The 22,830-nt window shown below is 57.9% G+C and carries 15 protein-coding genes and 1 tRNA gene; 4 read left to right on the forward strand and 12 right to left on the reverse strand.

Annotation, left to right across the window (positions count from 1 at the left end):
* Nucleotides 1-225 precede the first annotated feature (225 nt).
* The 5 genes from pflA to WG939_RS03675 all read right to left on the reverse strand — a co-directional run bounded on the left by pflA (nucleotide 226) and on the right by WG939_RS03675 (nucleotide 7,395).
* Nucleotides 226-1,095, reverse strand: a complete 870-nt coding sequence (pflA, locus tag WG939_RS03655; RefSeq protein WP_339982714.1) for a pyruvate formate-lyase-activating protein — start codon at nucleotides 1,093-1,095, stop codon at nucleotides 226-228.
* A gap of 6 nt (nucleotides 1,096-1,101) precedes the next feature.
* Nucleotides 1,102-1,353 carry an autonomous glycyl radical cofactor GrcA2 gene (gene grcA2 / locus WG939_RS03660; protein WP_339982716.1) on the reverse strand — a complete coding sequence of 84 codons (252 nt, stop codon included), beginning with the start codon at nucleotides 1,351-1,353 and terminating at the stop codon, nucleotides 1,102-1,104.
* 5 nt (nucleotides 1,354-1,358) lie between these two features.
* The gene (locus WG939_RS03665; protein WP_339982718.1) at nucleotides 1,359-3,467 is read right to left on the reverse strand and encodes a pyruvate formate lyase family protein; all 2,109 of its coding nucleotides are present in this window, start codon (nucleotides 3,465-3,467) and stop codon (nucleotides 1,359-1,361) included.
* Between the two features lie 769 nt (nucleotides 3,468-4,236).
* Nucleotides 4,237-4,310 (reverse strand) — tRNA-Met (locus WG939_RS03670).
* Nucleotides 4,311-4,473: 163 nt separating this feature from the next.
* Nucleotides 4,474-7,395, reverse strand: coding sequence for a UPF0182 family protein (locus WG939_RS03675; RefSeq protein ID WP_339982720.1), 2,922 nt, complete (start codon nucleotides 7,393-7,395; stop codon nucleotides 4,474-4,476).
* A gap of 89 nt (nucleotides 7,396-7,484) precedes the next feature.
* Here WG939_RS03675 and WG939_RS03680 point away from each other — a divergent pair, with 89 nt between their 5' ends.
* Entirely contained in the window at nucleotides 7,485-7,949 is a 465-nt protein-coding gene (locus WG939_RS03680) for a PPA1309 family protein (RefSeq protein ID WP_339982723.1), read from the forward strand.
* A 38-nt stretch (nucleotides 7,950-7,987) separates the two neighbouring features.
* A complete protein-coding gene (locus WG939_RS03685; RefSeq protein ID WP_339982725.1) occupies nucleotides 7,988-8,575 on the forward strand; it encodes a hypothetical protein in 588 nt (195 codons plus the stop codon).
* A 1-nt stretch (nucleotide 8,576) separates the two neighbouring features.
* Here WG939_RS03685 and WG939_RS03690 read toward each other — a convergent pair whose 3' ends face one another.
* Nucleotides 8,577-9,620: a YlbL family protein gene (locus WG939_RS03690; RefSeq protein ID WP_339982727.1), complete on the reverse strand. Its 1,044-nt coding sequence runs from the start codon at nucleotides 9,618-9,620 to the stop codon at nucleotides 8,577-8,579.
* 91 nt (nucleotides 9,621-9,711) lie between these two features.
* Between WG939_RS03690 and WG939_RS03695 the strand changes: the two genes are divergently transcribed.
* Complete coding sequence (locus WG939_RS03695) at nucleotides 9,712-11,004, forward strand: zinc-dependent metalloprotease (protein ID WP_339982729.1); 1,293 nt, start codon at nucleotides 9,712-9,714, stop codon at nucleotides 11,002-11,004.
* On the opposite strand, the gene WG939_RS03700 is transcribed toward WG939_RS03695, so the two are convergent.
* Nucleotides 11,001-11,501 carry a M48 metallopeptidase family protein gene (locus WG939_RS03700; RefSeq protein WP_339982731.1) on the reverse strand — a complete coding sequence of 167 codons (501 nt, stop codon included), beginning with the start codon at nucleotides 11,499-11,501 and terminating at the stop codon, nucleotides 11,001-11,003. The genes WG939_RS03695 and WG939_RS03700 overlap by 4 nt on opposite strands.
* Before the next feature lie 20 nt (nucleotides 11,502-11,521).
* Here WG939_RS03700 and WG939_RS03705 point away from each other — a divergent pair, with 20 nt between their 5' ends.
* The gene (locus tag WG939_RS03705) at nucleotides 11,522-12,418 is read left to right on the forward strand and encodes a hypothetical protein (RefSeq protein WP_339982734.1); all 897 of its coding nucleotides are present in this window, start codon (nucleotides 11,522-11,524) and stop codon (nucleotides 12,416-12,418) included.
* On the opposite strand, the gene WG939_RS03710 is transcribed toward WG939_RS03705, so the two are convergent.
* Genes WG939_RS03710 through WG939_RS03730 form a run of 5 tightly spaced genes read right to left on the reverse strand, consistent with a single transcriptional unit; the run spans nucleotide 12,415 to nucleotide 22,822 of the window.
* The gene (locus WG939_RS03710; RefSeq protein WP_339982736.1) at nucleotides 12,415-14,466 is read right to left on the reverse strand and encodes an ATP-dependent DNA helicase UvrD2; all 2,052 of its coding nucleotides are present in this window, start codon (nucleotides 14,464-14,466) and stop codon (nucleotides 12,415-12,417) included. The two genes, WG939_RS03705 and WG939_RS03710, sit on opposite strands and share 4 nt — an antisense overlap.
* The gene (locus WG939_RS03715; RefSeq protein ID WP_339982738.1) at nucleotides 14,467-15,210 is read right to left on the reverse strand and encodes an NAD(+) diphosphatase; all 744 of its coding nucleotides are present in this window, start codon (nucleotides 15,208-15,210) and stop codon (nucleotides 14,467-14,469) included.
* Nucleotides 15,211-16,266 carry a potassium channel family protein gene (locus tag WG939_RS03720; RefSeq protein ID WP_339982740.1) on the reverse strand — a complete coding sequence of 352 codons (1,056 nt, stop codon included), beginning with the start codon at nucleotides 16,264-16,266 and terminating at the stop codon, nucleotides 15,211-15,213. It abuts the gene before it with no gap.
* A 9-nt stretch (nucleotides 16,267-16,275) separates the two neighbouring features.
* On the reverse strand, nucleotides 16,276-19,629 hold the full coding sequence (locus WG939_RS03725; RefSeq protein ID WP_339982742.1) for an ATP-dependent helicase: 3,354 nt from the start codon (nucleotides 19,627-19,629) through the stop codon (nucleotides 16,276-16,278).
* Entirely contained in the window at nucleotides 19,622-22,822 is a 3,201-nt protein-coding gene (locus WG939_RS03730; protein WP_339982744.1) for an ATP-dependent DNA helicase, read from the reverse strand. The genes WG939_RS03725 and WG939_RS03730 overlap by 8 nt, the downstream gene beginning before the upstream one ends.
* Nucleotides 22,823-22,830: the final 8 nt, after the last annotated feature.

The raw sequence follows: 22,830 nt of genomic DNA on the forward strand, positions 1-22,830 counted from the left end.
CTTTTACTTTTAGGGCAACCTATGTTGGTCTTGGTAAGGCTAACCTTAGCAGTAATTTACCTATGCAAGCAAGAGCATTTTTGGAATAAAAGAACAAAACTATGGCGAAAATCAATCTTTGATTGATTAGCCCGATTTCGATACGTGTGAAACCCGTAGATCGACGTGAACCCCACCCAATTGGGACCACCGCGCGCCGAGCTACGGGTTTCAAACTTTGTGCAATTAGTAGGTGACAAATCCCGCGGCGCGGAATTTCTCCCTGATTTCTGTCATGCTTTCTAGGCTTGGTGGTTTCACGTCAGCCAGGGTGTAATGCAAGTCGAGCTCGTGCCACTTATCTGCGCCCATGTTGTGGAATGGCAGGACTTCTACCCTTTCCACGTTGTCTTTCCACCTGGAGACGATGTCAACGACGGCAGAGACATTTTCAGGGGCGTCGGTAAGCCCTGGCACGACCACGAATCGGATCCATACTTTCTTGCCCTTGGTGGCGAGCCGATCCCCGAAGTCGATCGTCGGTTGCAGCTCGCGCCCAGTGACAGATTTGTAGGTATCCGGGATGCCGGATTTCACGTCAAGCAAAAAGAGGTCGATGTTCTCGAGGTCGTCGTCGGTGAGACGCGAGCCGAGGTACCCGGAGGTGTCGATGGCGGTGTGAATGCCGGCATCGTGAACCGCTTTAAGAACTCGCCGTGTGAAGGCAATTTGGAACAGTGGCTCGCCACCGGAGATGGTGAGCCCGCCTCCGGACGCTGCGAAGATGGACTTGTAGCGAGTGATTCGCTTCACCACATCTTCAACGCGTTCCAGGGTGCCGGTCTTCATTTCCATGGTGTCCGGGTTGTGACAGTACTGGCAGCGCAGCGGGCATCCGGACATGAACATTGTCATGCGGGTGCCTGGACCGTCAACAGCCGTCACAAGTTCCCAGGAGTGGACGAGCGCGATGTCGCCGTTGCGGCGCGCCTCGAACAGCTCGGGCCTAGTGATGTCGTTGAGTCCTGTCGTGGCGCCGAGACCGGCAGCGACGCCACGCACCTTCTCCCCCAGCTCGGGTTTGAGGGTGACTACTCCAGTGATGCCGTCAGCCATGGATCTTTAGGAGCCCTGGTGGAAGGTACGGGAGATGACGTCGAGCTGCTGCTCCTTGGTGAGCTTGACGAAGTTCACTGCGTATCCGGAGACACGAACGGTCAGGTTTGGGTACTTCTCTGGGTGCTCAACAGCATCCTCGAGGGTTGCCTTGTCCAGAACGTTGATGTTGGCGTGGTAGAGACCTGCCTCCATGTTGTTCTCGGCGCGGTTCTTCTTCATGTTTTCGAGGCGCTCGTCGAAAGTGTGGGTAGCCATTGTGCTTATTCTCCTTCAGTGATGGTTTCTGGGTTCATGATGAAGCCAGCGTCGAGGACGCCGACCAAGTTGGTGATGCGCTCTTCTGGAGTGCGTCCCAGACCAGATGGGGTGATGGTGTTGGTCAGGGAGATGCCGTCAAGTGCGTCGTTGTAGTCGAGCTTGCCGACGGACAGCATCGAGGCGACCATGCCGTGGTTGTCTGCACCGTTCTCTGGGTTTGCACCTGGAGCGAATGGGGTGCCTGCCTTGTGGCCGGATGGGAACGAACCCGTTGCCTTGCCGTAGACCACGTTGGAGGTGATGGTGAGGACGGACTGGGTTGGCAGCGCGTTGCGGTACATCGGGATGGCCTTGATCTTTTCCATCACGGTGTGGACCACGGTTGCGGCGATGTCGTCGGCACGGTCGTCGTCGTTGCCGTAGACAGGGAATTCGCCTTCGGTGACGTAGTCGACGATGAGGCCGGTCTCGTCACGAACTGGGGTGACCTTGGCGTACTTGATGGCGGACAGGGAGTCAGCCACGATGGACAGGCCAGCGATGCCACAGCCCATGGAGCGCAGGATGTTGGAATCGTGCAGCGCCATCTCGATGGACTCGTATGCGTACTTGTCGTGGCAGTAGTGGATGATGTTGAGAGCTTCCACGTAGGTGCCGATGACCCAGTCGAGCATGTCCTCGTACTTTGCCCAGACCTCATCGAAGTCCAGTGGACCGTCGCCCTTGATTGGCTCGTAGCCTTCGACGATCTGCTTGCCGGTCACCTCGTCACGGCCACCGTTCATGGCGTAGAGCAGGGACTTTGCGGCGTTCACGCGGGCGCCGAAGAACTGCATTTGCTTGCCGACGCGCATTGGCGAAACACAACATGCGATGGCAGCGTCGTCGCCCCACTTATTACGGATCTGCTTGTCAGATTCGTACTGGATGGAGGACGTCTCGATAGAGATGTGGGCGCAGAACTTCTTGTAGCCCTCTGGGAGTGCTGGATCCCAGAAGATGGTGATGTTTGGCTCTGGTGATGGGCCCAGGTTGATCAGGGTCTGCAGGAGACGGAATGCCGTCTTGGTGACCAGGTGGCGGCCGTCTTCGCCGAAACCTGCGTCGGACCAGGTTGCCCAGTATGGGTCGCCGGAGAAGATCTGGTCATAGTCTTCGGTACGGAGGAAGCGGACGATGCGCAGCTTCATGACGAGTGCGTCGATGATTTCCTGAGCGTCTTCTTCGGTGATGATGCCGGCAGCGAGGTCACGCTCGAAGTAGCAGTCGAAGAATGCAGAGAGGCGACCGATGGACATTGCGGCGCCGTCCTGAGACTTGATGGAGCCGAGGTAGCCGAAGTAGGTCCACTGAACAGCTTCCTTGGCGGTCTTCGCAGGGCCGGAGATGTCGAAGCCGTAGGACTCAGCCATCTTCTTGAGCTTCTTCAGAGCCTTGATCTGCTCGGAGTGCTCTTCGCGGTAGCGTGCCCAATCCTCAGTGAATGGCAGGTCAGCAACAGCGTCGCGAGCCTTGATCTTCTCTTCGATGAGGAAGTCAACACCGTAGAGAGCAACACGACGGTAGTCGCCGATGATGCGGCCACGGCCGTATGCGTCTGGCAGACCAGTGATGATGTGAGAGGAGCGAGCCGCACGAATGCGTGGGGTGTAGATATCAAACACGCCGTCGTTGTGGGTCTTGCGGTAGCGGGTGAAGATCTTCTCCACCTCAGGCTCTGGCTCCTTACCAGCCTCACGGATTGCCTGAGCAACCATGCGCCAGCCACCGAACGGCATCATTGCACGCTTGGTTGGGACGTCGGTCTGCAGACCAACGATGACATCGTCATCTTCGCTGATGTAACCAGCTGGGAAAGCGTCGATGTCAGATGGGGTGTGCGTATCGACGTCGTAGACGCGACGCTCGCGCTCGACAGCGAGGTAGGTGGAGTCAAGGTGATTCCAGGTGCGCAAGGTCTTCTCGGTTGGACCTGCGAGGAAGGATGCGTCGCCGTCATATGGCGTGTAGTTGCGCTGGATGAAGTCACGAACATCGATGACTTCCGACCAGTTGCCCGGCTCAAAACCGTTCCAGGCATCAAATTTGAGGGATGGTGTTGCGGTGGTCACTTAGCGTGACCTCCTTTCCAGATAGGCATATAGGTTCCCAAGTACTCAAGGGTTTGCCTCGCTTGGTGCTTTTTACTCTCTGCACCACTTTTGGTTTTCGGTCATCACTGTGATCTAAGACCAAAGAAGGCTAACCCTCTTTCTGATCCCAGTGTACGTCGCAACGTAGCCGTAGTCACATCAAATTAATATGTACTTTTTCACATCTTTAATAACGTTACCCTATTTCAAACAATCTGGAATTTTATGCGCATAATTACATTTCGCCAGCTAGTAGGACATTTCCAAAATAGAGTGAGAAAAGATTTGACAGGTGCGAATTATTAATCAATACCTTGTGTGTTTCCGGACACTTTTTTGTCAGCCTTCCGCCCTCTTGCCACTATGCCCAACGCCACATCACCGCGCCTTTAAAAAGCCACAGGCAGATGTCCGATTGTCTCCAAACGGACACAAAATATTCACCAACTGCATAACAGTGGAGAACGTGCTCCCGGGCGCCACCGGAGGAATTTGTCCTTCACTCGCAAATTCCTCCGGAGTGACACACCTGCCCCCATCACAAATGCAGATCAAACCCGGAGGAATCTACATCCACAGCACAAAGTCCCCCGGGAGAGGAGGCAACAAACCACACCCACCTGCCACCAACAACTACCCCAGAGCCCCACCGGAGCAATGTGCCCATCACCCACAAATTCCTCCGGGAAGCCAGAACAAGCACAAAAAAGTCCCTGACTTGCAATTGCAAGTCAGGGACTTTACTTAGTAGCGGGGGCAGGATTCGAACCTACGACCTCTGGGTTATGAGCCCAGCGAGCTACCGAGCTGCTCCACCCCGCGACGGGTGATAATTCACCTCGCCTTAACCCAATGTTTAACACTGTGTTCCGGCGACAGGTGATTACTATACATACACTCTTCCCCAATGACCAATCCGCAGGTCAGAGAGCTAGCAAAGGCCCCACCCGAGAGGACATACTCGAATGGGGCCCACGCATTACGGTTACTGTTGCTGTGCCTTCTGTACCTCAGCTACGGCACGGTCTAGTTCGTCTAGCGCCTTACCGTATTCTTCATGCGACTTGGACTTTGCTTCATTGAGTTTGTCCAGAGCCTTGCGAAGGTTATCAGTGGCGGCACCTGCATCAATGTGGCCACTTGGCGCCTCAGGTTGCGGGGCATTCTCTTCCGGCTTTTCTTCCGACTTTTCGATATTTTCCGCTTCCTCAAGGTCGCTCGCGGCCCTAGGATCAATGCCTACCTGCTGCAGAGCTTCTGCAATGGTTGGCGCGTAGCCGACCTTTCCGTCGTAAGACACGAGCACGCGCAGCAACTTCGGGAACGCAGATTCCTGATCCTTGCGCTGCGAGTAGATCGGTTCAACATAAATGATCTCCCCGTCGCCAACTGGCAGGGTGAGCAAGTTGCCGTTGGTCAGCTTGTTTGTCTGTTCCCAGAGTGCACGGTCACGCGCAATTTGGTCGGAGGACATCATCGTGTCCTGTGCTTGCTTAGGTCCTTGAGTTTGCGTGTCGGTTGGCAGCGCGCGGACGGTGATCTTGCCGTAGCTCTCCGGATCCGAAGAGACGGTCATGTGCGCCGCCAGGAACTGCCTGCTGAGGCCACGGAATGGCGTGATCAGCTGGAAGGTAGCCTTGCCGGTCTCAGGGTCCGCAGCCACGACGTAGTACGGAGGCTGGTCAAGCGCCTTCCTGCTTTCCGACGCCGTTGGATCTTCCGGCACAGACCAGAACGCATCGTTGGTGAAGAAGACCCCTGGATCTTCCACGTGGTACTTAGCCATCAGTTTGCGCTGAACCTTGAACATGTCTTCTGGGTAGCGCAGGTGCTCGTTGAGCTCTGCCGGGATCGCCGACTTTGGCTTCACGGTATCCGGGAAAACGCCCTTCCACGCCTTCAGAACCGGGTCTTCGGTGTCGAACTCGTATAGCTCAACCGTGCCGTCGTAGGCATCGACAGTAGCCTTCACCGAGTTACGGATGTAACTAGTTTGCTCATTGATCAGGTTTTGGCGGGTGCCATCTGGATTGAGAGCATCCTCGGTTGCTTCTGTGAGCGAGGTTCGCTGTGCATAAGGGATGTTGTTGAGGGTGGTGTACCCATCCACGATCCACTTGATCCGGCCGTCGATAACGGCAGGGTAAGTGACCGAGTCCGCCGTGAGCCACGGTGCCACCTTTTGCACTCGCGTACGTGGGTCACGCTCGAAGATGATCTTGGAGTTTTCGCCGATGCGGTCGGAAAGCAGGAGGTTCATTTCCTGGTAACGCAGGGCGAACATGGTGCGGTTGAACATGTTGGATACGTCAACGCCACCCTTGCCGTCGTAGGTGAAGTTCACGCCGTCGGCATCGTATTCCACTGGGTTACCGGTGGTTCCCACAATGGCGTAGTCAGTGTTTGGGCTGACATTGGAGATCACTGGGCCGAAGTAGACGCGTGGCTGATTCACCTCGATGCCCATGTCGTTCTGTCCACCACGTTCCTGTGTCTGTAGGTCAGACACGGAGTACAGCGGGTAGCCACCTCGGGTAGATCCGACGTCGCGGGCAACCTCGTCAACCTGGTTGGCTGGGGCCGCGATGAAACCGTTGCCGTGGGTGTATACGGTGTGGCGGTTGATCCAGTCCTTCTGGTTACCGTCCAGCTCATTTGGGTCCAGCTCGCGCACAGCAACAACGTAGTCACGCAGTTCGCCGTCAACCTTGTAGCGGTCAATCGACAAGGTATCCGGGAAACCATAGAAGTTCTTGAGCTGCTGTTGCTGCGTGAAGGTATCGGAGAGAACTTCCGGGTCCAGGAGTCGGATGTTAGACACAGTGGCTTCGTCCGCGGCCACCTTTTCAGCATCAGAACCCTGTGCACCCCAGTTGCGCTCGTAGGTGACCTTGTCATCGGTCAGACCATAGGCGTACCTGGTCATTTCGATATTGCGGCTGATCGATTCCGCTTCCTTCTGCGCGCGGTTCGGGCGCACCGAGAACTGTTCCATCATCAGTGGCCATGCCACGCCGATCACCATAGAGGACAGCAGCATGAGGACTGCAGCCAGCACCGGGATACGAAGGTCCTTCAGCACAACTGCGGAGAAGAACGCAACGGCCACAACCGCAGCGATGATCATGAGGAGGATCTTCGCAGGCAGGTAAGCGTTCAAATCGGTGTAGGAGGCACCGTGGAAGGTTTCGTGGCGGCTACCCATCAGGTCAAAACGGTCCAACCAGTACCCAGCTACCTTCACGAGCATCCACAATCCCGCAGTCACAGCGAGCTGCGTGCGAGCAGCATTGGATACAAAGCTCTTAACCCCCGGCCCACCTGCACGGATGCTTCCCAGCAGATAGTGGCCGATCAGAGCGACAAAGAATGCAACGGCAAGGAGAATCGAGAGGGTGTCGGTGATCATCCGCAGCATCGGCAGCACGAAGGCATAGAATCCGAGATCCATCCCGAATTCCGGATCCTTCACACCGAACGACTCGCGGTGCAGGAACAGCGACACCGTCCGCCATCCCGACTGTCCGGCGATACCGGCGAGAACACCGACCAGAATTGGCAGGCCGATGAGCAGCTTCTTCAGCGAAGCTTCAACCATGCGACGGTAGCCGTGAATCGGGTTGTCCAATTCAAATTGATCAAGCGAGTCCGGGCGATTTCGGAATGCTAGGAAGCCAGACGCCCACACGATCGCAGCCGCAAAAATAAAGAAGATGAGGAACAGCACGATGCGGGTCACCAACTTGGTGGTGAACACTCCGCGATAATTCACCTCCCCGAACCACATCCAGTCCGTAAAGTACGTCACCAATGGTGGCGTTGCCACGATCAGCAGCGTGAGCACGGTAAGAATGATGCTAAGCCCCTTGGGAGAGCGTCTAGCTGGGGGTTGTAGGCGCGTCGCCAATTCCAACTCCTTCTATTTTGCCGGTATTCTCCTATACTCTACGGATTCTAATGATCAAGGGCGCATCGCCCTGATAAGAGAAAGACACCATGACTCAGAACGCCGCCCTGAACAAGGCCATGCTCGAAGCTGTTGATTTCATCCACGCCGAAGGGTGGGACGCAGATCCAACACTGTTTGCGCTGGTGGGCGTCGAAAAGCTCGGGCTTCCAGAGGAAGAAGGACCGCTCGCATTGGTGGTGCAGGACGACATCCCTGGCGCGGTCGAGGACTTCCTCCCCACCGTCGCGTGGCCGGCTGAGGTTGAGGGGGTGGTGTTGGCGCAGGAGATCATGTTTAGCGATGCCGGCGCCCCTGCCCGCCCGGCGCGACTGTTTTCTGGCGTGCTTCGCGACGGAGCAGAGCTGACTCTCTTGCAACTTCGCCCTACCGAAGAGGAGCTTGAAGAGCCATTTGCGGAAGACAAAATTGACCTTCGGGGTGGCCCCGGCGTAGCGCCAGGCGTGATTCAGGCGCTACGCTACACCTTGGAAGCCCCAACGGACGATATTTAAGGACCACGTGCGCAGTGCTTAGAAGCTGGAAGAAAGGGATGGCGGGAACGCTCCTCCCGGTCGTCGTCATTGGGATCTCCGCGTGCACTAAGCCGGAGCCTGCTCCTGCACCTGAACCTCTCCCTGCGCCGTCACCGGTTACACCGAAGTCAACCGAGTCGGCGTCATCTGCGCCAACGTCAACCGAATTGACGGCTTCCGCCTCCGCGAGCGCCTCTTCTTCTGTCGCGACCAGCGTGAATAAGGAAGTCTCTTCGGTGCGCAAGGTGGCCGACATGTACGGTTCCCTCGCACCAAAAGAGTTCTTCACGATGTTTGAAAGCTGTGCTCCCAACGGCATTCCCGATTCCTCGGCCTGCACTGGCCCTGAGGTTGGCCAATTCCAGTTCTTCAAGGGCGACGCAAAGGCTGCCTCCACGACACAGCTACTCACAGAATTGCGCAGCTCACGGGTGGTCGAAGACACCGGCGATCGCATTGTTGGCTGGTCCACGTTGGGAACCACCGCTGTTATCACTGTGGTGGACAACGAGAAGGGCCTGACCATGCAGCAGATGGTTTCGTCCGATAAGCAGGATCCGTTAGAGCGGATTTACGAGCTCAAGCTGGCGGAAAAGAAGCAATAACCTACTTGCTACAGGTGGTGACTTCTTCACCCTTGTTGTAGGCCTCCAGCTGGGAGATCGCGTCGTTGAGGGTATCGACCTTGAGCAAGGTGATACCCTCTGTCTTCCCACTTGCAGCTTCCGCGCAGTTCGCAGCCGGGGTGAGGAACACCTCTGCACCAGCATCCTTTGCAGCGCGGACCTTGTGGACGATGCCACCGATAGGGCCAACCTGTCCCGCTTCGTTGATGGTGCCGGTTCCGGCGATGAACTTTCCGCCCGTCAATTCCCCTGGGCTGAGCTTGTCCACCACTGCCAGCGAGAACATCAATCCGGCGCTCGGCCCGCCAATATCCTCAAGGTTGTACTCAATAGACGTGTTGTCTGCTGGTACCGAGGTCATGGTGATGCCGAGGAACCCAGCGCCAGAGTGAGGGTTCTTGCCTAGGGTCACTTCACGTGAGTCTCCCCCGACAAAACCAATTCGAATTACGTCACCTGGCTTCTTATTGCTGACGATGTCGCGGAGCTGCGCTGGAGAGCCAATCACGGTGTCGTCGATCTTTTCGATCTTGTCGCCGGCAGTCATCAATCCCGCAGCAGGAGAATCGGGCATGGTTTCAACGACCTCAACAATGGTCGGCCGCCCCAGATAGCTGTAAGCTGCCAGCGTAGCGGAGGATTCCGAGTCGGTAAACGCAGCTTTGTTCTGCGTGTTGACCTCCTCCTCCGACAGATCCGGCGGGAAGATCGTTTCGATTGGGACCAGGGTGTCGTCGCTAAACAGCCACCTGCTCATTGCCTGCGCCAGAGTCATGCGGGTGCGCACTGACACCGTGGTCATGTTGAGGTTGCCGGTGGTGTTGTCTACCTCGGCGCCCTTGATGTCGACGATCTGCTTGCCCTCGTAGTCCGCGAGCGTGTTGTATGTCGGGCCGGGGCCTTCAGCGGCATAAGGCACGGTCAGCGGGATGTCAGTGAACGGCACCGTCGGCGCCGACACGAGGTAGCTGAATGCCAAAACGGGGATTGCTCCCCACACGATGGTCCTTGATCGACGATTCACAGCTAGATACCTTACATGTTTCGCCTCTGTTCGCTGACAGCGTTGGTCAGGATCGTTAATTCTCCGGTTGCGCTGCGGTACTTTGGTGACTATGAGCGACAACAACAATTTCTTCTTTGGTGGCAACTTCGGTGGTGGCCCCGGTGGCAACTTCGGGGACTTCTTTAACCAGCTGGGCAAAATGTTTAGCGGCAGTTTTGAGGCGGGCTCAGACGAGCCCGTGAATTACGAGCTTGCCGAGCGTATTGCAAAGCAACAGATAGGCAAGGTTGCGCCCATTAGCTCGAAGGAAAGCGCTGCGGTTGCTGACACCGTGCGCTTAGCCGACCTGTGGCTTAACGATGCCACCGTGCTTCCCTCCGCCGATGGCACAGTCCAGGCATGGAACGCGGAGCAGTGGCTCATGGCCACCCTTCCCACGTGGAAGCGTTTTGTTACCCCTGTCGCGCAGCGCATGAACGAGGCGCAATTAGAGCAGCTTCCTGAAGAAGCCCGCGACATGGTTGGCCCATTGCTGCAGATGATGAATTCCATGTCCGGAATGAACTTCGGCATGCAGCTCGGCCACTCCCTGGGCGATCTTGCTAGCCAGGCACTCACCGGCTCCGACTTCGGTCTGCCAGTTGTTCCTAGTGGCACCGTAGCTATCATGCCAAGCCACCTGAAGGACATCGCTAAGGACTTGGAGATCAAGGAACTCGATGTGTTGATGTACGTGTGCGCTCGTGAAGCTGCACGTCAGCGCCTGTTCAAGCACGTGCCTTGGTTGGTCGAACGCCTCGTCTCTTCCGTCGAGGAGTACGCCGCTGGCCTGGTCATCGATACGTCCCACATCGAGGAAGCCACCCGCGAACTGGGCCTCGAATCAGGCGATCCTGCGCGAATCCAAGAGGCAATGCAACGCCTGCAGAATATGGATCTTTCGCCTCGCATCACCTCTCGCAACGCGGGCGCAACCAGTCGTTTGGAGACCATGCTTGCTCTCGTCGAAGGCTGGGTCGAGTTGGTTGTTACGCAGGCGATGGGCGAGCGTGTGCCGTCGACAAGCGCGCTGAACGAGGCGTGGCGTCGTCGTCGAGCCACCGGCGGTTCCGCTGAGCAGGCATTTTCCAAGGTGGTCGGCATTGAATTTGCCGCACCGAAGGTCGCGGAGGCGCAGGAGCTGTGGCGCCGCGTCGAAATTGCGGTGGGTATGGAGCGCCGCGACGCGGTCTGGGATCACCCTGATTTCCTGCCGGTGGCGGAAGATCTGGACAACTCTGCCGGCTTCATCGACGCACTGCTTGGCGACGGCTCCAGCGAGGAATTCGACCCGATCGCTGAAATCAACGCCTTAGAAGAGATGCTGAAAAAAGAGGCCGAAAAAGACGAGGACGAGGGCTAAAACTGGCGGGCGTAGGCCTCGAGGTATCCCTTCGCGCGCTCCGCTTGGGGCGCGCGGTCAGCCCATTCCCAAAACTCAGCCGAGTGCCCGGTGTGGATGAAGGTGTGAACGAGTTCGTGCACCAGAACCGCATTCAGCACGTAGTCGGGCACGTTTTGCAGGCGGTGCGACACCCGGATCTCGCCGGTCGCAGCTGTGCACGATGCCCAGCGGGAGTTTTGATTCGTCACCCACTTGATCCGGGTGAACGAAGCTTTTCCTTCCAAGACCTGACGATTGAGCTGCCGAGCACGCTCCTCAAGGTCATGATCTGACAGGAAACTGGCCTTCATTGCGAGCTTCGCTTCCAGTCGAGCCACCACTTGGGCCACTTCGCGCTCTTCTTGAGTCCTCGGCATCCCGGCAGGTACCCGGACCTGAATTTTCTCCCCCACGAGTTTGGCGCTGATCGTCCGCTTTCGTTTTGTCGAACGAATAACTTCTACCTCATGCGCCATGACAGGTTATTCTATGGCACATGGGGGAAAAGCTTAAACTAGTCAGCGCTGCGCGCATTCTGGTCCGTCCTGGGCCTGCGATCCAATTCGGGGTGGACGCCACGACATCGGGGGTTATTGATTCCATCGCTGCGCCCCAGGTCGGGGCCGTCGTCGATGCATTGCAGTCGGCACGAAGCGTAGTAAATCGCGAGGAACTCATCGCGAAGTTGAGCCTAGCGGGACTCACTCAACCCGCAGCTCGCACGTTTGTTGATGAACTGGAGTCTTTCGGTATCCTCCGGGCAGTCCCAAACACTCCTCCCGCGGTCGCCGTTATCGGGCGCAGCGCCCTCGCCAACGCTTTGAGCGAGCTGCTACGAGGCAGCGGGATCATTGTTCGTCGTCCACTTCGTGGGGAAAGCATCGAGCATTTCCTCCGGTTCCTGCAGAAGGAAACGCCTTTGGTGGCCGTCGACAAGCTCGCTCATGCGCGCGTGCTGGGGCCGGCCGTTCGGAATGGTCGCCGTGAGCTGTTTCTGCCGGTGCAGCTTGTCGACGGCAAAGGCATCATCGGCCCTGTCGCTTCGCATTCGGATGGCCCATGTCCGGTTTGTTTTCAGTTGCACCGGACGGATATTGATTCTTCCTGGCCACACCTGTTGACTCAGCTACCGGTCGGCGCCGCGGGCGCTCCTCCCACGGTTGCTGCGACTGCAGCTCAAGCTGCGGCTGTTGTCGCGAGTTTCGTGGGGATGTCGGATCCGGCGCTGGGAGCGGTGCAGGCGCAGTGGACTGCGGGGACGATGCTGGAGGTCGATCCGTTTACGGAGTCAAGGAAGGTCCTGATCGGAAAGCACTCCGGCTGCCCGCTGTGTTTCGAGGCGGAGGGCCGCCAGGTTACCCGCAACAAGCCGATAGCGGCTGCGAGCTGCTAATCCTGACGAAGAACCTCTAGCAATGACTCGCCGAACTTTTCCACCTTTACCGGTCCGATGCCGGAAATTTCTAGCAGCTCGGCTTCGTCCTGCGGGCAGGCCTCCGCGATCGCCATCAACGTTGCGTCCGTGAAGACAATGTAGGCCGGTACTTGCAACTCCTTCGCGATATCCAGTCGCCATTGGCGGAGCCGGTCAAAAACTGCATCGTCGGCACTGGATGGGCAATCGAAGCAGTGGCCAAGGATCTTTTCCTGCGGTGAGGACAGCGATGTGCCACAGCTGCGGCAGCGTTTCGCTCGTTTGCTCCGGGGCGGAACATCGGCTGCCTCGACAACGATGCCATCCAGGAATCGACTGCGCTTGCGGGATTGCCGGCCACCTTCCTGGCGTGCCAAAGCCCAGGAACAGTGCAAATGCGCGCGGGCGCGGGTAATGCCGACGTAGAAGAGACGTCGTTCCTCCTCCACTTGTTCATCGCCGGCCTTGATCGCGAAGGAGATTGGAAGGGTGTTTTCCACCAATCCGGCGAGGAACACCGCATCCCATTCGAGGCCTTTGGCTGCGTGCAAGGATGCCAGAGTCACCCCTTCAACAGTGGGTGGGGCTTTGGCTTCAGCCCGTTGACGCAGGAGAACGAGGATGTCCTGGAGCCGCGCGTCCGGGGTCGCAGTTCCTAGTTCCTCAATGAGGTCGACGAGCGCGGTGAGCATGAGCCAGCGGTCGCGGGCCTCCGCGCCCTCGGGTTGTTCCTTCGTCAGCCCCATCGGCGCTAGGGCCGCCCGAGCCAGTACCGCAACCTTTGGCCCTACCGCTTCTTCTGGCAGGTCGGTGCGTTGCGCGGTGCGGATCAGCTGGGATATTGCCTGTTTGATTTCGTTTCTGTGGAAGAACCCTTCCCCACCACGGACTTGGTAGGCGATGCCTTCGTCTGCCAGCGCTTGTTCAAAGGTCGCCGACTGTGCGTTGATGCGGTACAGCACTGCAATTTCGCTGGCAGGAGTACCTCCCTCAATCAGTGCCTTGATCTTCTTTGCGATCTCCCGCGCCTCCGCCGGCTCATCCGGGTAGGACGTGAATGTCGGCTTTGGTCCCGATGGTCGCATGCCGATGAGTTCGAGTCTCGTTCCCGCCACCCGGCCCGTGGCCTTACCGATTACTTCGTTAGCCAGCTTCGTGATTTCCGGTGTTGATCGGTAGTCTCGCTGCAGTCGGGTCACGGTTGCGTGCGGGTAGGTACGAGAAAAGTCGAGCAGAAACTCGGGAGATGCGCCAGTGAAGGAGTAGATGGTCTGGTTCGCATCGCCCACCACGGTGAGGTCGTCGCGCTGCCCAAGCCACGCCTGCAGCACACGTTGCTGCAACGGGGTGACGTCCTGGTATTCGTCCACGACGAAGCTGCGGTATTGTTCGTGGAATTCCTCGGCAACCGCAGGCGAATTTTCCAAGGCTCCGGCGGTGTGCAACAGCAGATCGTTGAAGTCGAGCAACATGCCCGCATCGGTGGTTTTCCCCTGTTCATACAGGGTGTAAACCTGGGCAACCTTGTCCGCAGGTACCGGTGGTGTGCGGTGTGCCTTGTCGACGGCCTCCACATAATTCTGCGCAGTAATGAGGCTCGCTTTCGCCCATTCGATCTCCCCAAGGAGGTCTCGGAGGTTTTCCGTATTGGAATCCACGCCTACATGTCGCGCTGCCCGCGCTACCAGCGGAAACTTGTTGTCAAGCATCCGCCACGGCAGGTTTCCCGCGATCTGTGGCCAAAAGTATTTCAGTTGGCGCAGCGCCGCTGAGTGGAAGGTTCGGGCTTGCACTCCCCCGATGCCCATCAAGGCAAGTCGGTGACGCATTTCCTCGGCGGCACGGTTGGTGAAGGTGACTGCCAGGACACGATTTTGGCTGACAAAACCCTGATCAATCAGGTGCGCAATGCGATAAGTGATTGTTCTAGTCTTGCCTGTGCCAGCGCCCGCAAGAATACACACCGGCCCGCGGGGCGCGGTGGCTGCGCGTCGTTGATCTTCGTCCAGTTCGTTCAGGTTGATCATTTAGATTTCTTCCCGCCAGGCGTCGATAAGCGTGCGTGCGATACTTCCTGGCGCTGCGAGTGGCACGTGGCTGAGGTCGTCGCGGCTAGCCCAAAGGACTTCCAGGAGTTCGTTGTCAGTTTGCTGCGTGGGGTGTTCGTCAATTGTTCGGCCGCGGAAGGCGACCATGAGCGAGCCTGACGACGGCCAGGGCTGGGATCCCCAGTACTCGATGTGGTGTACGTGTCGGCCGGTTTCTTCGAGGACTTCTCTCGCCCACGCAGTTTCCAGGGATTCTCCGAGTCCGACGTATCCAGCAATGAGAGAAAAGTAGTCGGGTCGGAGCCGGTTGCGGCCGAGAAGAATTTTGTCTGCCCCGTCGAGCTCCACGAGTCCGATGACTGCGGGGTCAATCCTTGGAAATACCTGCTTGCCGCTTCCGAGCGCTCTGCCACCGGGGTGCTCGAGTGGTTCACCGGTGGTTGGGTGAAAGCGGTAGTTTTCCCGAAATTTGAGTTGCGCTACGGCTGCTGCCACGTGGGGTTCTTGCAGGTGGCTTCGGAGTGTTTTCCATGACATTCCTGTGGTGTTTCCCCAGGTGTCGAGGTCTGTTTCAGTGGCGCGCACTGCCACGTGAGTTGTCGTGTGTGTGGCTAGGGCCTCCTGGTAGCGTTCGGGCGCCACGGCTTCGAATGGGAGCCAGACTGGGTGATCGTTGGCATCGACGAGGATGCGGTAATCGGTGGTTACCAGGAGGACGGACATTTAGAACACTCGTCGGACGTACAGGAGGCGGTCGCCAGGTTCCACGATTTCTGCCTCTGGCGCGTCAATGCGGTACAGCTCGCCGGAGCGGACGACACCAAGCACGATGTCCGCGAGGTGGCGTGGGTTTGCGCCCACTTCGTCTTCGCCGACGATTCGTTCCGCGATGGAGAATCCTTCGTCTGGGGAGAGGAGGTCTTCCATCATTTCCACCACTGAAGGGGTCACGGTTGCCAGGCCCAAGAGGCGACCTGCGGTTTCGGAGGAAATGACCACGGAGTCGGCACCTGACTGCTTGAGAAGGTGCATGTTTTCAGACTCGCGAACGCTGGCCACGATCATTGCGCTCGGCGCGATTTCACGGACGGAAAGGGTGACGAGCACTGCCGTATCGTCGAGATTTGGGGCGACGACAACGGCTTTGGCTCGGGTGACTCCGGCTAGTTTGAGCACGTCGGACTTGGTTGCGGAGCCCTGCACGGTGGCGAGGCCTTGGTTGGCTGCGCGTTCCAGGGAAATCGGGTCGGTATCGATGACCACGATTTGGCTGGCTGGGGTGCCGTCGGCAAGCAGTGCTGCGACGGCGGATCGGCCCTTGGTGCCGAATCCGATGACCACGGTGTGATTACGCAAACGCTTTCTCCATCGTTGAATTTGCAGTGCACGTCGGGATTCCTCCGTGAGCACTGACAAGGTGGTACCGACCAAGAGGATCAGGAAGGCCATGCGAAGTGGCGTGATAATGATGATGTTCATCAATCGGGCGTGCTGGGTGACCGGGGTGATGTCACCGTAGCCCGTGGTGGTCATCGACACCGCTGAGTAGTAGACGGCGTCGATGAACGTGAGGTGCTCGGTGTATCCGCCCTTGTCAAAGTAGGCCAGGACTGCCACCAGGGTGAGCAGGATCGTGGCGTAGGCAAAGCGTCGGATAATGAGCGCCCATGGGCTCGCATGCACGCCAGCAGGCAGGCGCACAATGTTGGTGAGAGCGTGGTCGGGTAGGTCGCTGAGTTCCATGTCACCACGGAACTTGTCCCCGATCCGATTTCGCATGTGCGCTCCTTATCCAGTCCAGTTGAGATCTAGTTCGAGCAGCCGTGCCAATTCGCTCGCGTCAGGTAGTTTACCTGGCTCCACTGTGTATCCGGCGCCCACGTAGTAGAACGCTGCTCTAATTTCCCCGGGATCCACTTCTCGCCCAAGTTCCTTACCGAGCAATTGCGCCCAGGCGAGTCGGTACACCGCCAGCTGGAGGCTGACTTTTGCCAGGTTTTTCCCTGTCGGTGGCTGTCCGGTTTTCCAGTCGACAATCATCCATCCTGTTTGGGGATCATCGCCGTCATGGAAAATGGCGTCCATTCGGCCACGAACAACATGCTTGCCAATCGTGATCTCGAAGGGTTGCTCAACTCGCGCTGGTGTCCGGTCCTTCCATTCGGACTGCAGGAACGCTGCCTTGAGCGCCGCAACTGCCTCATCGGTAAGCGCTTCCTCGTCGGTACCGGGGAGCTCATCGTCGCCGAGCAGTGAGGTACCGCCGAAGCGGCGTTCGAGCCATTCGTGGAACGCTGTTCCTCGTTTTGCGTAGGAGTTCGGTTTGAAGGGCACGGGTCTGAGGCTGCGTCGGGCGAATTCTTCTGGATTCTCCTTGAGCGAAACCAAGTGTGTGGCAGTCAGTTCCCGCAGCACTGGCACTTCGATCGTGGTCACCGCTTGTCGAGCATGTTCCTCCAGCAATGCCGTCACATCCGCATCCCATTGCTGGGTGATTTCGCTGGTGGCAGCGCGATTGTCCGCACCTTCCGCGAGCACCTGCCGCACCATGGTGGCCGCCGATTCGACTGCTTTTCGACGCTCCCCCAAGGCATCTTGAGGGAATGTTGCTGTTGTCGCTTCCTTGTCCGATGCTTCCGCGACGAGCTCTTCTTCCCAATGCACAACAGCATTCGGTAGTGCTTGTTGCATCGTCTTCAAGTGGAGGTACGGCGCGTTTGCATGATGTTTCTCTTTCCCGTTGTAGGAACCGCTGACGAGGAGCGTGCGTTCGCTACGGGTGATGGCAACGTAAAACAGTCGGGCAGCTTCGGCTTCATAGCTGGCGCGGAATTCGTCGCCATGGGCTTTGACCGCTTCACGCAGTTCCTTCAGGGTCTCAAAGTCGGCTGGGTCAGCGTCAAACACTGGGGCACCGGAAAGGTCATCCTCTCCCCTGGCGTCACCGCGTAGCACTGATGGAATGAACTCGAAATTCTTCGTCCAATTCTCGTAGCTTTCGCCCTTGGTCGTCTCATCCTCGTAGGTCTTGTTGTCGGCGTGGACGACGGCCACGTGTTGCCATTCAAGGCCCTTGGATTTGTGCACTGTGAGCAGCTGAACTCGCTCGCTCCGCACGGTCACTTCTCCAGGTTCAAAGCCGTCCTCTTGCTCTTGTGCGAGCGCGAAATAGTCCAAGATTCCTGGCAGGGTGGCTCCTGCGATGCGCTCATAGTTGGCTACGATCTGGGCAAAGGCGTCGAGGTGCGCGGTGCCGTGGCTGCCGTCGACGTGTGGATCTTGGCGCGCCAACACCTCGGTGCGGATGCCCATGATTTCTTCGATGTCGGCATAGACATCGCTGATGCTGCGCCGGACACTGTGCGTGCGCAGATAGCGCAATGCAGCTGACAGCTCCGCTAGTCGCTGATAGCCGATCGGGGAATAGTTTTCGGGTTCACCGAGATCAGCGATGGCGTCAGCAAGGCCGGCCGTGACGCTGGGGTCAGGGCTTTGGGTGTTGTCGATGATCCACTGCAGGCGTTCCTTGGGCTCTGCGGGGGCATCGCTCATGTCCTCTGCTGCGCGTCCTGCAAGGTTGCGGGCTCGTTTGTGCAGTGCAATGAGGTCGTTGGCCCCCAGGTTGATTGCGGGGCCAGTGAGAATACGCAGGGCAGATTTGTTGTCCTGTGGCCTGATAAGCATCGATGCTATGGCATTGAGATCTGCGATCTCCGGCATCGACAGCAGGCCCGAGAGACCAACGATTTCTACCGGAACGCCACGTTGTTCCAGCGCTTGGGCGATGTCTGCAATGTGCTTTCGCTTTCGTACCAATACGGCGCCGGTGAATTCTTCACCTTCTGCGCGAGGAGCGTGGTAGATGGCAGACATTTCGTCCGCAACCCAAGTGATTTCCTCGGCAGCAGATCCAAACCAGCCAATGCGCACATCTCCTGTGCCTCGTGCTTTAAGTGCAGCGAGAGGTTCGACAGGGCGCTTGTCTTTCTTGTAGTCCTTGAAGGCATGGTCCGCCACGGCGTTGGCTGCAGTTAGCACGTGCTCGGGATTACGAAATGACGTGGTGAGCTGAAGTTTGTCTGCTTCCCCAACTGCATTTCCTGCTGCATCAATGCGAGGAAAATCTGTCGCGAAGCGCTCAAGGTTGGCGGCTGTTGCGCCACGCCAACCATAGATCGACTGCATGGGATCGCCCACGGCGGTGACGGTTAGCTCGGGATCGTGCCCACCAAACAGGCTGCGCAGCAAGACGCGCTGTGCATGGGAGGTGTCCTGGTATTCGTCCAGCATGACTACACCGAATTTGGCGCGCTCTCGCCTGCCGACCTCCGGATGTTGTTCGGCAAGCTTGGCGGCGAGGGTCATTTGTTGGCCAAACGTGATGACCTGCAGCTCTGCCAGTTTCTCCTGCAAAATCCGCACGAGGGGCAGGAATTCGAGGCGTTTTTGCTGGGTTGTAACGATTGGAATGTCTTGCGTTTTGGTCAGCGTAGCTGGTTTTCCTTTGGCATCGACCGTGTCATCGTAGAGACTGAGGAACGCAGCAGTCTCGTCGCGGACGTCTTCCAGGGTGGCCATGTGGTTGTCGATGTCTGAAGATAGCTTGAGCAGCGCTGTGGTTGTGTGATGAAGCTGTGTCGTTACGGACAGTTGCCCGCCGTAATTTTGCACGACATCACGCGCAATGGTGTACAGCTCTGTAGCAGTAATCAACCGAGCTGACGGCTCGACTGGCAGGAGCAGGCCATATTCAGCGACGAGTCGTCCGGCGTAAGAGTCGTAGGTTGACACCGTTGGATTGATGTTCTGTAGCGCGTCGAGTAGCTGCCCAGTTGGGTCAATGTCTCGGGCTTCGGGGGCCTGCGCAAAGGTGGCGAGGCGTTGCTTGATTCGCTGCTTAAGTCCGAGGGCGGCCTTCTTGGTAAAGGTCAGGCCCAGCACTCGTTCGGGTTCAATGAGGCCATTAGCCACGAGCCACACGACTCGATTGGCCATGGTTTCGGTCTTTCCTGCGCCCGCGCCGGCGACAACAAGCATCGGCCCGGGATTCGCACCGATGACGGCAGCCTGTTGTGGCGTTGGTGGAAACTTCTGGCGTTGCGCTGCTGCGAGCTGCTCTGGAGTGATGCGAATGTTAGACATTGGTCAGGGCCTTTCCTTCAGGCAGAGCAGGGCACATGGTGGTCAAGGTGCAGTTCTTGCACCCGTCATTGGTCCGCGCTTGGAACTGGGGGCCTGTCATGGCCGCGACGATTCCAGGCAGCAGTCCCGCGAAGTCAGTGAGTTCATCTTCCGATTTTGGCGCCTGTTGGCGGATGCTTGGTTCCTTCGCCCCGCAGGCTGGATACACGAGAATGCCTCCGCCGAGGTCACCAGTGTCGAGCCCGGAATCCCTATTCACAACTTCATCGCCTTGCACGCTTCCGCACGCAAGAGCCAGCTGATAGGCGAAAAGCTGCGGGTGGGTACCAATAGCACCATTCGCCACCTGCGTTGTTCCGGTCTTGAGATCAACCACGAGCAAGTCACCGCTAGCGTCCTTCTCAAGTCGGTCCATGCGGCCATAGATAGTCACAGGGGTGCCGTCGTCTAAGGCAGTAACGACCACGTTCACCGTCATCTCAACGCCGACAAGCAGGTCTTTTCGAGCATTCACCCAATCCAGCGTGCGAGTGAGGAGCTGTCGAAACTCTTGGTGATTGTGTTCCTTGCTCCACCTTGGGAAGTCAGTGTTCTCATCAAATGCTTCCATGACGACATCGATAATCTCGTCGGCAGCCACTCCCCTTGCCCTGGCTTCTGCAGCAGCATGGACCAGAATGCCTTTGAACAGGTGCAATGGGTTGTCGTCTTCCTCGCCGTAAGAGCTGAGGGCGGTGCGCAGTGGGCATGCCATGGCGCTTTCGATCTTGGAAGGCGACAGTCGCACGCCTGACGACGTCTTGAGCACGGGTTCCTGCTCCGAAGGCTCCGCCAATCCCCACCAATGATCCGGGTGCGCGCCGTAGATTCCTGCTTCCGCCAGACGAGCTAGCTGGCGTGCCGCCTCGGCCTTCACTTCTGGCGCTGTCGAGGCATTGGCCAAAGCTCGGCGCAGCTCTGCGATGACGCTTGGCAAGGAAAGCAATCGCGGGAAACCTCGGTGCTCAAGTACCTGGTCGTCGGCGAGGGCACTGAAACTTTCTTCAGCGCCGTCGTAAAATTCGGCGACATCCGGCTTGGCTGCAAACTCGGTGAGGAAGCGAGAGGGTTCCTCAATTTCATCGGATTCCGGTACCGCAACCGCTGTGATGATTAGTCGCTGCGTTGCACGAGAGGTGGCGAGCCCAAACAATCGTCGCTCTTCAGCCACTTTGTCCGCGGTCAGCGAGGTAATCACGTTGGGATCAATGCCACGGTCGTGCAGCTCAATGAGCTCCTCCTGTCCAAAGAGCGATCCCGTTTCTCCTAGCGACGGCCACACGCCTTCCTGCACCCCATGGACGACAACAAGTGGCCATTGCTGACCGATGCTGCCATGAGCAGTGAGAATTGAGACGGCTTCGGTGTCAAAACCTCGTCTATCGCGCGTTCCGCTCGGTAGCTCTTGACTGGTCACCGTCTCGATGAAACGCTCAATTGACGCATGTGGCTGACGCTCAACAAAGTCGCCCGCCATGTCGAACAGTGCCATCACCGCGTCGAGATCAATATCTGCCTGGCTTCCAACTGCGCCGCCGCGCAAGGACGCCGTCATCAGCCGGTCGGCAAGTCCCGTGGCTTCCCAGATTTCCCAAAGCACCATTTCAATGGATCCGCCTGCATCGCGAGCTAGTTTGCCCGCATTGATAATCGTGGCGATGCGCGACAAAATATCAAGTTCTCGCTGAGTGAGAAATTCCACGATGTCGTCGGGCACTGGCTGTTCGGAGGCGAGGACGTCGGCAAGCACCTCGGCGGCGCGCCGGATGCCGCCACGTTTGAGCTCCGCCTGCCTAAGTCCGCGCAGCAACCTGCGCAAAGTCACGGAATCGGCGCTGCCCAGTGGGCCCAAGATGAGCTCTTCGAGTTCCGCAGGTGCCAGTGCTCTGCTGGTGGCGGACACTGCCAAAAGCAGCCCGGCCACCAGGCGTTGCTCGACCAACACCATGGCCGTCTTTTCGAGTGCCACGGGCACACCCGCCGACAGCAGTGCACGACGAATCGTAGGAATGCTACTGCTTGAGCGCACGATCACCGCCATGTCGCTCCACGCAATGCCGTCGATCAGATGGGCCCTGCGCACGGTATTGGCTACAACGAGCTGCTCCATTGTCGGTGATTCGGCGTAGTGGATTTCTTGGGTTGGCGCGTGTCGACGTTTGTCCAGCACCACCTGCTTCTCTGCTTGCCACGTGAGGAAAAATTCTGGAGAAGCGCCCCGGTAGTGGAAAACTGCGTGCTCCGGATTACCAGCGAGAACTGCGCATTGAGCAGTGCTAGCAACGAGATCGACCAGTTCGCTGGATTGCGGGTCAAGGTTGTGGGCATCGTCGATGAAGAGCGAATTGATCCCGCCTCGGATTTCCTCCAGGAAGGCCGGATCGGAATTCAGATGCCCCAAAGCGCTAACGACCAGCTCGGAAGCGTTATACAACTGGTTTCCGGACAGTTTTGCGAGCTGTTGATACTCGGCTAGGAAATCACCCGCTGCAACCCACATCGCTCGTCCGTGCTGTTGCCCCAATTCCCGCAGCTCATCAGGCCCAAGGGCGCGTTCTTGAGCTCGAAGCAGAAAATCACGCAGCTGGCGGGCAAACCCCACCATAGGAAGAGCCTCTTGCACATGCTCCGGCCAGAAAGCACCTGAGGTTTCTGAGTGGATGTGCAATAATTCTCGGATCAGCAGGTCTTGCTCGGCGCCGGTAATCAACCGTGGGGCACGCCCGAGCGCTGCGTCATCGACGGATTCGGGTTCCCGGAGCCGAGCGGATCGGACCAATGTGAATGCAAACGAATGGATTGATCGAACAAGCGGTGATTCGGAGGAAAAACCAACTTCGGGCAGCAATCGGGCGAATTCTTTGCGCAGCAAAGCACCTGATTCCTTCGACGTCGCTAGCACGACAATTGTGGAAGGATCCACGCCGGATGCGATGCGCGCCATAACGGCATCTACGAGCAAAGAGGTAGTGCCTGAGTCTGCAGCACCCTTGATCTTCCAACGCCCGCCGCGTTGCTGCCCCATGGCATCGATAAGAGCGCGTGCCTCACCATTCCACTCGCGCGAAGCTGCGTCGAGCGTCTCCGTGGGAACTAGCTTGACCTGTAGTTTTTCGGGCGGAGCGAAGCGGGAGGAAGGTGCAAAAGACGTCATGCACCTAT

The organism is Corynebacterium sp. H130, assembly GCF_037572395.1.
GTDB lineage: Bacteria > Actinomycetota > Actinomycetes > Mycobacteriales > Mycobacteriaceae > Corynebacterium.

Bases quoted from the DNA above. Each gene is read 5' to 3' on its own strand.
- pflA (WP_339982714.1), bottom strand. From the start codon at position 1,095: ATGGCTGACGGCATCACTGGAGTAGTCACCCTCAAACCCGAGCTGGGG.
- WG939_RS03725 (WP_339982742.1), bottom strand. From the start codon at position 19,629: ATGTCTAACATTCGCATCACTCCAGAGCAGCTCGCAGCAGCGCAACGC.
- WG939_RS03705 (WP_339982734.1), top strand. From the start codon at position 11,522: ATGGGGGAAAAGCTTAAACTAGTCAGCGCTGCGCGCATTCTGGTCCGT.
- WG939_RS03685 (WP_339982725.1), top strand. From the start codon at position 7,988: ATGGCGGGAACGCTCCTCCCGGTCGTCGTCATTGGGATCTCCGCGTGC.
- WG939_RS03710 (WP_339982736.1), bottom strand. From the start codon at position 14,466: ATGATCAACCTGAACGAACTGGACGAAGATCAACGACGCGCAGCCACC.
- grcA2 (WP_339982716.1), bottom strand. From the start codon at position 1,353: ATGGCTACCCACACTTTCGACGAGCGCCTCGAAAACATGAAGAAGAAC.
- WG939_RS03680 (WP_339982723.1), top strand. From the start codon at position 7,485: ATGACTCAGAACGCCGCCCTGAACAAGGCCATGCTCGAAGCTGTTGAT.
- WG939_RS03730 (WP_339982744.1), bottom strand. From the start codon at position 22,822: ATGACGTCTTTTGCACCTTCCTCCCGCTTCGCTCCGCCCGAAAAACTA.
- WG939_RS03720 (WP_339982740.1), bottom strand. From the start codon at position 16,266: ATGCGAAATCGGATCGGGGACAAGTTCCGTGGTGACATGGAACTCAGC.
- WG939_RS03715 (WP_339982738.1), bottom strand. From the start codon at position 15,210: ATGTCCGTCCTCCTGGTAACCACCGATTACCGCATCCTCGTCGATGCC.
- WG939_RS03700 (WP_339982731.1), bottom strand. From the start codon at position 11,501: ATGGCGCATGAGGTAGAAGTTATTCGTTCGACAAAACGAAAGCGGACG.
- WG939_RS03695 (WP_339982729.1), top strand. From the start codon at position 9,712: ATGAGCGACAACAACAATTTCTTCTTTGGTGGCAACTTCGGTGGTGGC.